Raw genomic sequence first — 13,513 nt, 5'->3', positions numbered from 1 at the left:
GAATGACTACTTCACTCCGGCGCCTGCTGGCGGGCATTACACTGTTTATCACCGAGTTTACGCTTACTCTGGGACTGGGCGCGCTGGGCACTGTGGCGTTTCTGGCGATTGGGCGCGAGGTGTTCAACGAGCACGCTGCGCCCTTCGACGAGGCAGCTTTCCGTTGGACGCGCGACTTATTTGGCCCTACCCACCAGCAATGGGTAGAGGTGCTGACGTTTTTTGCCTCGCGCAACTTCATTGTGGCGGCGGCGCTGGGGCTGATTGGGTATTTTCTGTTGGTGCGGCGGCACCGGTGGTATTCGTTGCTGGTGCCGGTGGTGGCCCTGGGTAGCATCACGCTCAACTTATTGCTCAAAAATTTCTACCACCGTCCGCGGCCGCTGTTGCCGCTGGTATCGGCTTCGGGCCTGAGCTTTCCCAGCGGCCACGCCATGATTTCGGCTTCTTTTTACGGCTTGCTGATCTACCTAACCTATACTCACATAGCGCGGCCTGCCCTACGTTGGGGGCTGATGACGGGGTTAGCGGTGCTGATTCTGCTTATCGGCCTTACCCGTGTGTACTTGCGCGTGCACTACGCCACCGATGTGCTGGCAGGCTATGCAGCCGGTATTGTGTGGCTGCTTGTTGCCATTCCCTTGCTGAAACGCTTGGAAAAAATTGTAAAAAAGCGCTTTAAACATAATCCGCAACTCGTTGAAAAACAGCTTATGTGATGCGAAAACACGGTTTTTGACGAATTATTTTGAAGAAAATGTTGCGCAAAGCAAATTCACCGTTGTATCTTTGCACCATCAAACGACTACCAACAGGGTGATTTTCTGATAAACGTGTTGCGCTTGTGGCGAAATTGGTAGACGCGCTGTCTTCAGGCGGCAGTTCCGCAAGGTGTGAGAGTTCGAGTCTCTCCGAGCGCACTGAAAGCCGACCCCTCACCGGGTCGGCTTTTTTGTTTTCAGACCAAAGTGATTGCGCCCCAAAGTATCAAGTGCGGTGAGTGGTGCGTAGGATAGGCGATATGAGAAAACGTCTGCATAAGCGCCTGACTACGCTGGCCGAGCTGATTACGTTGGAAGTGGCCCTGGCTGGGTTATTCTTTCTACTAGCCTTCGGGGTGTTTTTTTACCTCACGCGCATCGTGTTTGTGCAGCATTCCGCTGCGTTTGACGATTGGGCGTTTGCTCAAATGGATGCCTTGCGGGCGGCCGCGCCGCGGCTCACAGCCTGGGTACGCGGCATCACGTTTTTCGCCTCTATGCCCTTTTTGGTAGCAGCTGCGCTGCTTATACCGGGCTTTTTGCTGTGGCGGCAGCAGCGGCGCGAGGCCCTGATGGTCTTTCTGGCCGTGGTAGGTGCTACATTGTTCAACCAATTGCTGAAGCTCCATTTCCAGCGCACTCGCCCCGGTTCGGCTTTAATTCCGCAGCCGGGCCTGAGCTTTCCCAGCGGCCACGCCATGATTGGCAGTTCCTTGTACGCGGCGCTGGCATGGCTAGCGTGGCGCCACGGTCAGCGCGGCCTTGCCGTGGGGCTTTTGGTATGGGCCGCCCTCATTGGCCTCACGCGTGTGTACCTGCATGTGCACTATGCCACTGATGTGACGGCCGGTTTTGCAGCGGGCGTAGTCTGGATGCTGGTTCTGCGTATTATCCTGCGCTGGCGCAAAGGGCTGGGGCAGCCTGGGTAAGAGGAAAAGGCGTAAAAAAGCCACCCCGGTATGTGTTCGGGGTGGCTTTCGTTTCTAAAACGGCAGCGCCGTTCACTTACATAGTGGTAGCACCTGTAGTACCAGCTGTGCCGGCGGTGGTAGTAGCCGTGCCAGTTGTGGTAGTGCCAGCCGTGGTGCCGGTGGTAGCGCCGTTCATGGTACCGCTGCTGCCAGTAGACATACCAGCAGTGGTAGTGGCCGCGCCAGCATCCGACATGGTAGAAGTGCCGTCAGATGGCATCGTCGACATGGTAGTATCGGCATTCATGCCCGTATCCGAGTTCATGGTCGGGTTGGAATCCATTGCGCCGCCGGCAGTAGTCGAGGTGTCGGTAGTAGTTGAATCGTTGCCACAGCTAGAGAGCGACAGGGTAGCAGCAGTAAGAGCCGCGGCAGCGAAAAAGAATGAGCGTTTCATGAAAAGAGAGTTTCTGGTGAAAGAGTAGATGATAGCGGGTAACAAAACTAAGTGGCCTACAAAGGCCGGTAGTCTTGCAGGTTGCAAAGCGCTGGCTTTTGTGGCCGTGCAAATCCGTAATCTTAACGGCTGGCAGGTAATTCGGTTACTCATTTGAAGTACATAATTGCTTCATTATGAATTTGTTGTTGAGCTACATGCCGTGAAAATACGTTTCCTGCCTATTCTAAGAGCATTATCGGCGTTTCAGCCAGTAGCTTTACAACTTCCTCTGCACCATGCGGAGTAATTTATTTTCGCCCATGTCCTACTCTCTGCTTTTGTTTGATTACGATGGTACGCTCTGCAACTCAGAGGCGGCTATCCTTCATAGTCTGCACCAAGTATTTACGCATTACCAAGTGCCGGTGCCGCCTCAAGCCGAGCTGGAACGAGTGGTAGGCCTGGGCTTACCCTCACCCGACGCCCTACAGGCATTGCACCCGCAGTTGGCCGGGGCCGAGCTAGCGGCGTGGCTGCTCACCTATCGGAGCATCTACACCAACGAGGGAGAAGAGTTGGTAAAGCCGTTTGCGGGCGCCCGCGAGGTGCTGGCCGCCGCCCGCGCCCGAAATATTGCCGTAGCCGTAGTAAGCAACAAAGGCGCTGTTACGTTGGAAACTTCCCTAACGCGCCTGGGCCTGCGCGCCGATGTGCAACTGCTCGTCGGCGATGGCAGCTACCCCGACCAGCAACTGCCTCTAAAGCCTAGCCCCGTGCTCTACGAGCAAGTTGTGCGGCCCTACTTCGCGCCGGTGCTGCCAGCCGCTACCCTCATGATTGGCGATACGGCCGCCGACCTGCTGTTTGCCCGTAACTGCGGTATCGACGCTTGCTGGGCGCGCTACGGCTTCGGCGACGCCGACGCGTGCCGGGCCTTGGAACCCAAGCACCAGATTGACAGCCTGCGCGACGTGCTGGGCCTGATGGTGCGTGAGAAAGCGAAGTAGCGAAACCAGTCCGTTTCCTCTTGTTGCGTTCATCACTGCCTGTATTCTACTTGATGCCTCTACCCGAAGAAAGTGCGCTGGAAGTAGCCGTAGTGCGCGGCCAGTCGGTGCTGACGACGTGCCGTAGCGTACAGCCGCTCAAGATTTTGCAGCCTCGTTCTGCCGCTCGGGCCTGCTACGCGGTGCTGTCGAGCTACGGCGGTGGCTTGGTTTCCGGCGATGCCATTCGGCTGCGGGTGGGAGTAGGGGAAGGGGCACATCTGTTTTTGGGTACGCAGGCCAACACCAGAGTATACAAGGCAGTAGGCACGCAGGAAACCCTGCAACACACCACCGGCACCCTGGCCGAAAACGCGCTGGCGGTGGTATTTCCCGACCCCTTGGTGCCCCAGGCCGGCAGCCGCTACCGCCAGCAGCAGCACTGGCAACTACAAGCCGGCGCTGTGCTCCTATTGGTCGACTGGTTCCACGCCGGCCGCACCGACAGTGGTGAACGATTCGCCTTCACGTCGTTGCACACAGAACTACGGGTAGAGCGACTGGGCAAGCTGGTGCTGCTGGACCGCTTTCAGTTTCGGCCTGAGGAGCACATTGCCGCCTCACCTGCGCACTTTGGCCCCTACCAAACCATGCTCTCGCTCTATCTGGTAGGCCCGCCCAACGACCCGCGTTTCCAACGGCTGGCCGAGGTGCTACTGGCCCAACAACTACCCGAGCGCCGCGACCCGCATTTCACGCTGGCGGCCCGTTCTTATATAGTATCCGTGGCGCAAGCCCGCGAAGATGTGTACGTGTTGCGCGCCCTGGGCCTAAGTCGGGCCGACTTGCAGCCGCTTTGCGAGGAAATAATGCGCGTGCTGGCCTCCAGGGAACTGCTGGGCTTCAACCCGTGGACGAGGAAATTTTGAGGAGGTGAAGTAGTGAACTATGCATGCGATGAGACGCATATTTGCGTCTCATCGCATGCGCCATGTGGACGAAATCGTTCAACGATGAGACGCAAGTATGCGTCTCTACATCCTTTTCAACGGCTCACCCGCCCCTAGCGGAACCGGCACGTATACGTAGCAACAGTCCAGCTTCGAGTGGATTCCTGTTTCATCTTCTCTCTTTTCCTGTGTCCGAGTTCCCTACTCCTTTCTACCGTTGGCCCTACCTGATGCGGCAGCGGTGGAGCCAACTGCTATTTGCGCACTGGCCGGTAGCGCCGGAAATGCTGCGACCCTACCTGCCGCCGCGCCTAGAGCTGGATCTGTTTGAGGGTCAGGCGTGGTTGGGCGTAGTGCCGTTCACCATGAGCAACATCCGGCCGTTGGGGCTACCCGCCGTGCCAGGCTTCAACCACCTGCACGAGCTGAACGTGCGCACTTACGCTACCCTCGATGGGGTGCCGGGCGTGTGGTTCCTTTCCCTTGATGCCACCCAGCCGCTGGGTGTGTGGGCGGCCCGCACGCTGTTTCACCTGCCCTACCTCCACGCTCGGATGCGCCTCACGCAGCAGGGCAACACGCTCCAAGCGGTGGCCGAGCGCACCCACGCCGGCGCTGCGCCCGCCACGTTTGCCGCCACCTGGACGGTAGGAGCACCATTGCCGGCCTCACAGCCGGGTTCCCTGGCGCATTTTCTCACCGAGCGCTACTACCTCTACACCGCCGGCCCCGATCTGCAATCCGATATCCACGGCCCCAACCTGTGGCGCGGCCAACTGCTGCACGCGCCTTGGCCACTCCGCGAGGCTACGATAAATAGCTGGCAGTCAACGGTAGTGGAAAGCCACGGCCTTCCTACCCCTACCGGCCAGCCGGTGCTCTACGCCGCCGACCCGCTCGACGTGTGGGTGCAGACACTCCGGCGGGTGTAGCTGAAAAGGCTTCCGCGCAAAGATGGTCAGCCTACCTTCGGTCTTCCCGCACGGAGGCTAGCGCTTTGGTTTTGGCCTCTTTGATGTGGTCGATGATAACATCGAGATTGTAGCCATCCAAGGCGCGGGCAAATACGAAGGGGCCGTCGCCGCGCATCTTCTTCGAGTCGCGCTCCATCACGCCCAGATCGGCGCGCACCAAGTGTGCAATATCTATCTTATTGATAACCAATAGATCGGCTTGCGTGATACCGGGGCCGCCTTTGCGCGGAATCTTGTCGCCGCCCGATACATCGATAACGTAGATGGAGTAATCAACCAACTCGCGGCTGAAGTGCGCGGCTAGGTTGTCACCGCCACTTTCCACGAACAGGAAGTCGAGCTTGCCGTTGAAGCGCTGCATTAGGCCTTCAAGGGCGTTCATGTTCAGGGAAATATCTTCCCGGATGGCGGCGTGGGGGCAGCCGCCGGTTTCTACCCCCACAATGCGGTCTTCGGTGAGGGCGCTGTGGCGAATGAGAAAGTCGGCGTCTTCGCGGGTGAAGATATCGTTGGTGACTACACCCAGCTCCAACTCGTGGCGCAGCCGCTCGCAGAGCGCTTTCAGCAGGGCCGTTTTGCCGGTGCCCACCGGCCCGCCAATGCCCACCGTGAAAGCTCGCTTGCGGAAGTTACGGTAGGAGGGTAAGCGGCGCGTCTCTCGCTCGTTGTAGTCGCCCGGCGACTCATAGGCTTCGTGCGGGTTGTGGCCGTGGAGGAGAAGAGCGAGTTTATCAACAAAAGCCATGGTGAGGGGCTGGGTGTGAGGGTAGGAGAGTAAGAGAGTGGGAAGTCTGTCATCCTGAGTGGAGCGAAGGACTTTCTCACGTGTGAACAAGTCGTTGTTGCGGCTGTCGTTCACGCGTGAGAAGGTTCTTCGCTCCACTCAGGATGACATTCATAACCCCTAGTTCTGAAATAATTTAGAGTAAATATCCTCGTGAAACAGTTGCGTTACCTCCAGCAAAAAGCCGGAACGCGTGGCCTCCTGGTAAGAAACGGACGTAGGCGCAGCCAGCAACTCTTCAAAAATAGCGTAGAAATCATGTTGTAGTCGATGACCTTCCATCGGCCCCAGCACGCCCAGCCGGATAGCCGCGCTGATTTGGTCGCGTAGGGCCATGTGCAGGTAGGCCGTCCGTGCTTCGTCCAGCCCAAACCCTACCCGCCGCAACGACAACGCAAACGCCGGTACGAAATGCAGCGGCAGCCCAGCAAACCAGCTGCTCAATTCCGCCAGGCCGGCTGTGGGGTAGAACGACACCAGTAGCCGCAGCCAGTTGCTGGCCTGCACCAGGCTGGCGCGGTGCAGCGGCGGCACCAGCAGCTGGGCATCGTACTCAGCGGCCAGATCGTGTAGCGCCTGCGTGTTTTCGGGTAGGTGAAAGCAGGAGTTGAGAAACGGAAATTCCAGGCTGACTACCTGTTGCAGAAACGAATACAAGTAGTTGCGCAAAGCACCGGAATCGGGCAACAGCCCAAATGTGGCGCTGCTCTCCAACCCGTAGGAGTATGCAAATGAACCCGTTGGCAGGGCCGAGTCCGTGAGGTGGAGCAAGCGGGCGAGGTGCATATGGGTACCCCACCCCCCGGCCCCCTCCCCTCCGGGAGAGGGGGAGCCTGACGGTAGGGGATGTTGAGCGTTAACTATTGAATGTTGTTCAACGGTCATTCATATTTCATAATTTCCATTAGGCTCCCCCTCTCCCGGAGGGGAGGGGGCCGGGGGGTGGGGTGCTGTTAAAACAAATTATACAGCTGCCCCAGCGGCAGCTTGGTGGCAGGCTCGCAGGTCAGATGCACGCCGTCTACCGTCACTTTGTACGTCTCCGGGTCTACCTCAATGTTGGGTAAGTAGTCGTTCAAGGCCATGTCGTGCTTTGTGACGGTACGGCAGCCACGCACAGGCACCACGCGCTTCTGCAAGCCGTAGGTGGCCGCCACGTGCTCAGCTGAAGCCTGCGACACAAACACCACCGACGACTGGCCCACGGCCCCACCCAGCGCCCCGAACATCGGCCGCGAGAAGGAGGGCTGCGGGGTAGGGATGGAGGCGTTGGCATCGCCCATCTGGTTCTGCACGATGATGCCGCCTTTCAGGATGGTTTCGGGGCGGGAGCCGAACAGGGCGGGTTTCCAGAGCACCAAGTCGGCCAGCTTGCCTACCTCCACGGAGCCAATTTCGTCGGCGAAACCGTGGGCGCGGGCGGGGTTGATGGTGTACTTGGCCACGTAGCGCCGGGCGCGGAAATTGTCGTGACGGCCGGGCGCGTCTTCGGGGAGGGGGCCGCGCTGCTGCTTCATTTTGTGAGCCGTTTGCCAGGTGCGCGTAATCACCTCGCCTACCCGGCCCATGGCCTGCGAGTCGCTGCTGATGATGCTGAGGGCACCCATGTCGTGCAGAACATCCTCGGCGGCAATGGTTTCGTTTCGGATGCGGCTTTCGGCAAAGGCCACGTCCTCCGGGATGTTGCGGTCCAAGTGATGGCACACCATCAGCATATCCAGGTGTTCATCGATGGTATTCACGGTGTAGGGCCGCGTGGGGTTGGTGCTCGACGGAATCACGTTCGGCTCCTCGCAAATCTTGATGATGTCGGGGGCGTGGCCACCGCCCGCGCCCTCGGTGTGGTAGGAGTGAATGGTACGCCCCTTGAACGCACCCACCGAGTTTTCCACGAAGCCGCTCTCGTTCAGCGTGTCCGTGTGGATACACACCTGCACGTCGTACTCCTCGGCCACCGAGAGGCACTGGTCAATGGCGGCGGGGGTAGTGCCCCAGTCCTCGTGCAGTTTGAAGCCTAACGCCCCGGCCTCAATCTGCTCGCGCAGCCCTTCGGGTTTGGACGAGTTGCCTTTGCCCAGAAACCCGAAGTTGAGCGGGTAGGCCTCCGTCGCCTTCAGCATCATCTCGATGTAGAACGCGCCGGGTGTACAGGTAGTAGCCGTAGTGCCCGCGGCCGGACCCGTGCCGCCGCCTACCATCGTGGTCAGGCCCGAGGCCAACGCCTCCGGAATCTGCTGGGGGCTGATGAAATGAATGTGGCAGTCGATGCCGCCAGCCGTAAGGATTTTGCCCTCGCCGGCCACCACCTCCGTCGTCACGCCCACGGTCATGCCGGGCGTCACGTTGGGCATAATGTGGGGGTTACCAGCCTTGCCGATACCCACAATCCGGCCGTTTTTGATGCCGATATCGGCCTTGTAGATGCCGATGTAGTCCAGCACTAGGGCGTTGGTGATGAGCAGATCCAGCGCCTCGGCCTGCGGAATGCCAGCGGCCTGGCCCATGCCGTCGCGCAGCACCTTGCCGCCGCCAAACTTGCATTCCTCGCCGTAGGTGCAGTAGTCTTTCTCTACTTCAATCAGCAAATCGGTGTCGCCCAGGCGCACCCGGTCGCCGGTGGTCGGGCCATACATATCGGCGTACGCGCGCCGGGAGAGGGGGTAGGGCATAGTATGAAAATGCTATTAGAAACGTTGCATTAGCTCAGCGATTAACTGCGCGGAATTGGCGCTCAAGCGGCGATAATGCCCTTGCAGCGAAACGACGGAGACTTTGCTATCGGCGCTAATGTTCAACGGCTTTTCCTGCCCGACTTTGGGGCCGAACTGTAGCTGACGAACCAGTTCTGATGGCACACCGAAATCAAACCGTAGGCCGGTACCTACGCCGGTAGCTACATGGTCAACGCAGGTGCGCGGGATGCGATGGCCCAGTGCCGGGTGCTGTTGTAGAAGCTGCGGAGCGGAAGTATCCCACATACCGTCCAGCTTTTGGATGGTGTGAGCAGTCAGATAAACTTCCGCTTCGTCGATATGCTCTACCTGTAAGCGGCCAAGAATGAATAACTCACCGCCTCGGATGGCTACCGGATAAATCAGGTCACCAGCCTTAACCTTACTAAGTGAAGGAACGGAGGTATGTGGTCCACCATACGCAACTTGCAGTGGACCTAGGTCACCGGCTTTTTGCAACCGCTTACACCAGTCGTTAGGCCAGAGAACAAAATAAGCGTTCATATTCATCGGCAAGTTCAGGACTGTATTTTTCCTAACGCCCTACCCTTATTCTCCTCCTCCACCTTCCCATCCGTCCAGCCATTGCCACCATACACAATCCTTTCCCCCGCCAGCGCCACTAGCGTCACGCGCTTTCGTTCGCCGGGCTCGAAGCGCACGGCCGTACCGGCCGGGATGTTGAGGCGGTAGCCAAAGGAGGCAGCGCGGTCGAATTCCAGCGCGGCGTTGGTTTCGAAGAAGGGGTAGTGCGAGCCCACCTGCACGGGCCGGTCGCCCTGGTTGAGCACGTCCAGCTCCACGGTGTCGCGGCCTTCGTTGAGAATGAGGTCGTCCTCGGCCAGCAGGTACTCGCCGGGCTGGGCGTTGATGACGGTATCGGGGCCGGCGAGGGGTGGGCGGCGCGTGAGGCCGGAGCCGTAGAGCGCCAGCTCCGGCGAGCCATGCTCGCGGCAGATGGGGTAGTGCACCGTCACGAGTTTGGTTCCGTCGGGGAAGGTACCCTCGATTTGCACCTCGGGTAGCAGATCGGCCACACCGGGCAGCACGTCGGCGTGGCCGAGGAGCTGCTTGCCTTTGTCCATGAGCACGGCCACGCTCTCGCCATCGCGGATGAACTCTAGTAGCTGAGTAGCGAGTAGAGCCGTGGCCTCGGGGTAGTTGAGGCGCAGGCCGCGGGCGTAGCGCTTCTGAGCCACAAAGCCGGCTTGGTGCAGCACCAGCTTATCAAGATCTTTGGGGGCGAGGTGCATACGGTGAGGGGTGAAGTTGTGAGATTGCGAATACGTCTGTCATCCTGAGCTTGCGAAGGACCTTCTCACCCATGAACGACAAGCGTACAAACGACTCGCTCATGCGTGAGAAGGTCCTTCGCTCCGCTCAAGATGACAATATAGGGAGGGTGGCAATGTATCCTAGTAAGCATAAACAAGCTACGTCAGCACGTTCGAATATATCATCCATCCCCCATACCCAATACTCAGCAGCGACGTGACGACCACCACCGAACTCGTGAGCACGCGGCTGATGCGCATGCGGGGCGTGAAGGGAATGTTCATGAGAGCCGCCGCGCCGAACATACCCACCACCGAACCTAGCCCGAACAGCAGGATGTAGGCCAGGCTGTGAAGCGGGTCGCGTAGCTCGCTCATCACCAGCAGAACCAGTGCGCCGCTACCCGCCAGGCCGTGCAGCAGGCCGATGGCGTAGGCGAGCTGGTGGCGGTTGCGGGCTACCAAAGTGGGTAGGGTATAGTTCTGCTTGTTCACCAGGCGGCCTATCCCCATCGTGATTAGGAGCACGCCCACAGCCGCCTCGAAATAGCCGCTGGACAGAAACGTGACTTTGCCCAGCAGCACCAGCCCGCCAAATACCACCAACGTAGTGGTGTGGCCCAGGCCCCAGTACAGGCCATCTTTCACAGCCAGCAGGGTAGAGTCGCGGCGGGCTACGAGCTGGCTGACGGCCAGCAGGTGGTCGGGCTCGAAGGCATGGCCGATACCGATGATGAATGCGAATAGAATGGGTAGGAAAGCATGCATAGATAGTGAATGCAAGGATAAAAGGAGGCTAAAGCTAGCAAGCTATTTCCCCTCCTTTTTTAAGGAGGGGTGGCCGCAGGCCGGGGTGGTAAAACCGTGAGAACGATTACTAGAACTAGAATGCTAAGAACTAAGAAAACTAACTCTAGATGCCGTTCAACGACTTTACCACCCCGCCCTGCGGGCACCCCTCCTTAAAAAAGGAGGGGAACTAGCTTGCTAGCGCTAGTTTCTAGTTTGTATATAGCGCTAAATATAGACAGCGCGACTATACAGCGGCAAAACAAGCACTGCCCCAACGGAGTATCTTTACCAGAAGTCCGGACGGTTCCGGATGCATCCTCCCGTTATTTAGCAGCTCTATGGCCTCGTTCCGTCAGAAACTCATGAAATTCCTGTACCCGCTGATTATGCGGCTGTCGAAGTCGAGCAGTAAGGGTAAGGTGGTGACCAGCAATCAACAAGCCGGCGCGCCGGTATCCTTTTATAAGCTGGCGGGCCAGCGCAACAATGGCGAGTCCCTACCCTTCGAGGAGCTGAAGGGCAAGAAGGTGTTGCTGGTGAATACGGCTTCCAACTGCGGTTTCACCAACCAGTACGAGGAGCTGCAACAGCTCTCGGAGCAGTTTGCCGACGAGCTGGTGGTGCTGGGCTTTCCGGCCAACGACTTCGCCGAGCAGGAAAAAGCCGACGATAAAGCCATTGAGCAGTTTTGCCAGATGAACTTCGGCGTATCGTTCCCCTTGATGAAGAAAAGCGTAGTAGTAAAAAATAGTGCGCAAAACCCGGTGTATCAGTGGTTGAGCCAGGCCCAACAAAACGGCTGGAACGAGCAGGCGCCCGACTGGAATTTCTCAAAATACCTCGTCAGTGAAGACGGCCGTCTATTGGGCTATTTCGGGCCGGCCGTATCGCCGCTGAGCGACGACGTTACCGGCAGTATCTGGGGCTAGCGGCGTGGTGGGCCGACCGCGGTGGCCCACGCAAAACCGCGTATCTTTTGGCCCTTGCTTGTTCAGCTTCCCTACCTTAGTATATGAAGAATTTTTTCCTGGCTGGTGCAGCGGCCTGCCTCTTATTCAGCTGCTCGGAGCAAAACAAGAAACCGGCCGAAACGGCCGATGCCTCTACCTCTGTGCCCAAACCAGCCAGTCTACGGGCGCTCTACAGTAATTACTGGGAGCAACAGTCGCGCTTTTTCCCGCTGGAAGCCACGGGCCAGGGCGACAACCGCTTCAACAACCGCCTACCCAACGACCAGACGCACGCCTTCCGCGACTCGCTGCGCACGTTCTACCAAACCTCCCTCGACCAGCTGCATTTGTTCCAGCGCGATTCGCTGGCCGAGAACGACAAAATCAGCTACGACATCTTTGAGTATGAGATGCAAACCCGCCTTGGTGGGTTGAAACTGAACACCTGGCAGATGCCCTTCCAGCAGTTTTGGGGCCTACCCCTCACGATGGGCCAGCTGGGTGCGGGCACTGGTAACCAACCTTTCAAAACCGCCCAGGACTACGACAACTGGCTGGGCCGTACCAAGGGCTTTGCGGTGTGGGCCGACTCGGCCATTGCCAACTTCCGGGTAGGGATGCGCACGGGCGTGGTGCTGCCCCGGCCATTGGTTGAGAAGATGATTCCGCAAATGCAGGCCTTTGTGGTGAGCGACCCCACCAAAAGCCTGTTTTTTGCGCCGGTGAAGCAGTTCCCGGAAGGTGTGTCGGAGGTAGACCAGCAGCGGCTGGTGGACTCGTACAAGGCGGCTATTCTCACGCAGCTGGTGCCTACCTACCGCAAGCTAGCCGATTTTCTGAAAAACGAGTACCTGCCCGTATCCCGCACCACCACCGGCATTTCCGAAATTCCGGACGGTGCCGACACGTACCGCTACTACGTGAAGTACTGGACCACTACCGACAAAACGCCGGAGGAAATCTACCAGACTGGTCGCGCCGAGGTGAGCCGCATTCGGGGCGAGATGGAGGATATCAAGCGCAAAGTGGGCTTCAAAGGCGATTTGGCGGCGTTTTTTGAACATCTGAAAACCGACAAGCAATTCACGCCCTACCAGAACTCCGAACAGGTACTCGACGCTTTCCGGGGCATTCAGGCGCGCATCGAGCCCAACCTGAAAAAGATGTTCGGGCGCACGCCCAAAACGCCGTTCGAGATTCGGCAGACGGAGGCTTTTCGGGCTGAGTCGGCCTCGGCTGAATACAACCAGGGTAGCCCCGACGGCGCGCGGCCGGGCATTTTCTACATTCCGATTCTGAACGCTCGCGAGTTCAACATCACCTCGGGCATGGAGTCGTTGTTTCTGCACGAGGCCATTCCGGGCCACCACTATCAGATTTCGTTGCAACAGGAAAACGACAGCCTACCCAAGTTCCGGCGTTTTGCCTGGTACGGCGCCATGGGCGAGGGTTGGGCGCTCTACACCGAAAGCCTAGGCAAAGAGCTGGGCCTCTACACCGACCCCTACCAGCGCATGGGCGCCCTGGGCGACGAGATTCACCGCGCTATCCGGCTGGTGGTTGATGTGGGCATGCACACCAAGGGTATGACCCGCGAAGAAGCTATTCAATACATGATGGAAAACGAGGCCATCAGCGAGCAGGGCGCCACCGCCGAAATTGAGCGCTACATGGCCATTCCGGGCCAGGCGCTTTCCTATAAGGTAGGGGCGCTGAAAATTCAGGAGCTGCGCGCCAAGTACCAGAGTCTACTAGGCGCTACGCAGAAGCTGCGCGCCCGCAACCGCCGCGAGCAAACCAGCCATTTCAGCCTCAGCGCCTTCCACGATGAGTTGCTGAAAGACGGCGTGATGCCGCTCTCGGTGCTGGAGCGCAAAATGGACGCCTGGGCCGAAGACGAGCGGTAGGGTAGGGGTGAAGGAGTACAGCACGCCAACCAGAACATTATTCTGACCAATCA

Annotated in this window: 14 protein-coding genes and 1 tRNA gene; 8 read left to right on the top strand and 7 right to left on the bottom strand. The window is 58.7% G+C overall.

The genetic code is table 11. From position 1 onward, the window contains the following. Positions 1 to 2 precede the first annotated feature (2 nt). The 3 genes from F1C16_RS11485 to F1C16_RS11475 all read left to right on the top strand — a co-directional run bounded on the left by F1C16_RS11485 (position 3) and on the right by F1C16_RS11475 (position 1,690). Entirely contained in the window at positions 3 to 719 is a 717-nt protein-coding gene (locus F1C16_RS11485) for a phosphatase PAP2 family protein (RefSeq protein ID WP_185280791.1), read from the top strand. Positions 720 to 838: 119 nt separating this feature from the next. Further along, positions 839 to 920, top strand: a tRNA-Leu gene (locus tag F1C16_RS11480). A 101-nt stretch (positions 921 to 1,021) separates the two neighbouring features. Further along, positions 1,022 to 1,690 (top strand): phosphatase PAP2 family protein, encoded by a 669-nt coding sequence (locus F1C16_RS11475; RefSeq protein WP_185280790.1) that lies wholly within the window; start codon positions 1,022 to 1,024, stop codon positions 1,688 to 1,690. A 76-nt stretch (positions 1,691 to 1,766) separates the two neighbouring features. Here F1C16_RS11475 and F1C16_RS11470 read toward each other — a convergent pair whose 3' ends face one another. Then, entirely contained in the window at positions 1,767 to 2,129 is a 363-nt protein-coding gene (locus tag F1C16_RS11470) for a hypothetical protein (protein WP_185280789.1), read from the bottom strand. A 302-nt stretch (positions 2,130 to 2,431) separates the two neighbouring features. Here F1C16_RS11470 and F1C16_RS11465 point away from each other — a divergent pair, with 302 nt between their 5' ends. The 3 genes from F1C16_RS11465 (at position 2,432) to F1C16_RS11455 (ending at position 4,979) form a co-directional block, all read left to right on the top strand. Next, on the top strand, positions 2,432 to 3,118 hold the full coding sequence (locus F1C16_RS11465; RefSeq protein WP_185280788.1) for an HAD family hydrolase: 687 nt from the start codon (positions 2,432 to 2,434) through the stop codon (positions 3,116 to 3,118). A gap of 53 nt (positions 3,119 to 3,171) precedes the next feature. Beyond that, positions 3,172 to 4,026: an urease accessory protein UreD gene (locus tag F1C16_RS11460; RefSeq protein WP_185280787.1), complete on the top strand. Its 855-nt coding sequence runs from the start codon at positions 3,172 to 3,174 to the stop codon at positions 4,024 to 4,026. Between the two features lie 209 nt (positions 4,027 to 4,235). Then, entirely contained in the window at positions 4,236 to 4,979 is a 744-nt protein-coding gene (locus F1C16_RS11455; protein WP_219733329.1) for a YqjF family protein, read from the top strand. Between the two features lie 31 nt (positions 4,980 to 5,010). Here the strand turns inward: F1C16_RS11455 and ureG are convergent, their stop codons facing one another. The 6 genes from ureG to F1C16_RS11425 all read right to left on the bottom strand — a co-directional run bounded on the left by ureG (position 5,011) and on the right by F1C16_RS11425 (position 10,579). Further along, positions 5,011 to 5,766, bottom strand: coding sequence for an urease accessory protein UreG (gene ureG / locus F1C16_RS11450; RefSeq protein ID WP_185280786.1), 756 nt, complete (start codon positions 5,764 to 5,766; stop codon positions 5,011 to 5,013). A 159-nt stretch (positions 5,767 to 5,925) separates the two neighbouring features. Then, complete coding sequence (locus tag F1C16_RS11445) at positions 5,926 to 6,591, bottom strand: urease accessory protein UreF (protein ID WP_185280785.1); 666 nt, start codon at positions 6,589 to 6,591, stop codon at positions 5,926 to 5,928. Between the two features lie 167 nt (positions 6,592 to 6,758). Continuing rightward, the gene (ureC, locus tag F1C16_RS11440; protein ID WP_185280784.1) at positions 6,759 to 8,474 is read right to left on the bottom strand and encodes an urease subunit alpha; all 1,716 of its coding nucleotides are present in this window, start codon (positions 8,472 to 8,474) and stop codon (positions 6,759 to 6,761) included. Between the two features lie 15 nt (positions 8,475 to 8,489). Beyond that, entirely contained in the window at positions 8,490 to 9,041 is a 552-nt protein-coding gene (locus F1C16_RS11435) for a hypothetical protein (RefSeq protein WP_185280783.1), read from the bottom strand. A gap of 14 nt (positions 9,042 to 9,055) precedes the next feature. Then, positions 9,056 to 9,790, bottom strand: a complete 735-nt coding sequence (locus tag F1C16_RS11430) for an urease subunit beta (RefSeq protein WP_185280782.1) — start codon at positions 9,788 to 9,790, stop codon at positions 9,056 to 9,058. 180 nt (positions 9,791 to 9,970) lie between these two features. Further along, positions 9,971 to 10,579: an urease accessory protein gene (locus tag F1C16_RS11425; protein ID WP_185280781.1), complete on the bottom strand. Its 609-nt coding sequence runs from the start codon at positions 10,577 to 10,579 to the stop codon at positions 9,971 to 9,973. A 386-nt stretch (positions 10,580 to 10,965) separates the two neighbouring features. Between F1C16_RS11425 and F1C16_RS11420 the strand changes: the two genes are divergently transcribed. Both F1C16_RS11420 and F1C16_RS11415 read left to right on the top strand, forming a co-directional pair. After that, the gene (locus F1C16_RS11420) at positions 10,966 to 11,532 is read left to right on the top strand and encodes a glutathione peroxidase (RefSeq protein WP_258048883.1); all 567 of its coding nucleotides are present in this window, start codon (positions 10,966 to 10,968) and stop codon (positions 11,530 to 11,532) included. Positions 11,533 to 11,615: 83 nt separating this feature from the next. After that, on the top strand, positions 11,616 to 13,460 hold the full coding sequence (locus F1C16_RS11415) for a DUF885 family protein (protein WP_185280779.1): 1,845 nt from the start codon (positions 11,616 to 11,618) through the stop codon (positions 13,458 to 13,460). Positions 13,461 to 13,513: the final 53 nt, after the last annotated feature.

The organism is Hymenobacter sp. NBH84 (genome assembly GCF_014217645.1).
GTDB lineage: Bacteria > Bacteroidota > Bacteroidia > Cytophagales > Hymenobacteraceae > Hymenobacter > Hymenobacter profundi.
Note: the sequence above shows the minus strand (reverse complement) of the source record. Positions and strands in the feature narration are given on the sequence as shown.

What these genes read in the sequence shown, in the direction of transcription:
- F1C16_RS11485 (WP_185280791.1), top strand. Translation starts at nt 3, where the DNA reads ATGACTACTTCACTCCGGCGCCTGCTGGCGGGCATTACACTGTTTATC.
- F1C16_RS11475 (WP_185280790.1), top strand. Translation starts at nt 1,022, where the DNA reads ATGAGAAAACGTCTGCATAAGCGCCTGACTACGCTGGCCGAGCTGATT.
- F1C16_RS11470 (WP_185280789.1), bottom strand. Translation starts at nt 2,129, where the DNA reads ATGAAACGCTCATTCTTTTTCGCTGCCGCGGCTCTTACTGCTGCTACC.
- F1C16_RS11465 (WP_185280788.1), top strand. Translation starts at nt 2,432, where the DNA reads ATGTCCTACTCTCTGCTTTTGTTTGATTACGATGGTACGCTCTGCAAC.
- F1C16_RS11460 (WP_185280787.1), top strand. Translation starts at nt 3,172, where the DNA reads ATGCCTCTACCCGAAGAAAGTGCGCTGGAAGTAGCCGTAGTGCGCGGC.
- ureG (WP_185280786.1), bottom strand. Translation starts at nt 5,766, where the DNA reads ATGGCTTTTGTTGATAAACTCGCTCTTCTCCTCCACGGCCACAACCCG.
- F1C16_RS11445 (WP_185280785.1), bottom strand. Translation starts at nt 6,591, where the DNA reads ATGCACCTCGCCCGCTTGCTCCACCTCACGGACTCGGCCCTGCCAACG.
- ureC (WP_185280784.1), bottom strand. Translation starts at nt 8,474, where the DNA reads ATGCCCTACCCCCTCTCCCGGCGCGCGTACGCCGATATGTATGGCCCG.
- F1C16_RS11435 (WP_185280783.1), bottom strand. Translation starts at nt 9,041, where the DNA reads ATGAACGCTTATTTTGTTCTCTGGCCTAACGACTGGTGTAAGCGGTTG.
- F1C16_RS11430 (WP_185280782.1), bottom strand. Translation starts at nt 9,790, where the DNA reads ATGCACCTCGCCCCCAAAGATCTTGATAAGCTGGTGCTGCACCAAGCC.
- F1C16_RS11425 (WP_185280781.1), bottom strand. Translation starts at nt 10,579, where the DNA reads ATGCATGCTTTCCTACCCATTCTATTCGCATTCATCATCGGTATCGGC.
- F1C16_RS11420 (WP_258048883.1), top strand. Translation starts at nt 10,966, where the DNA reads ATGAAATTCCTGTACCCGCTGATTATGCGGCTGTCGAAGTCGAGCAGT.
- F1C16_RS11415 (WP_185280779.1), top strand. Translation starts at nt 11,616, where the DNA reads ATGAAGAATTTTTTCCTGGCTGGTGCAGCGGCCTGCCTCTTATTCAGC.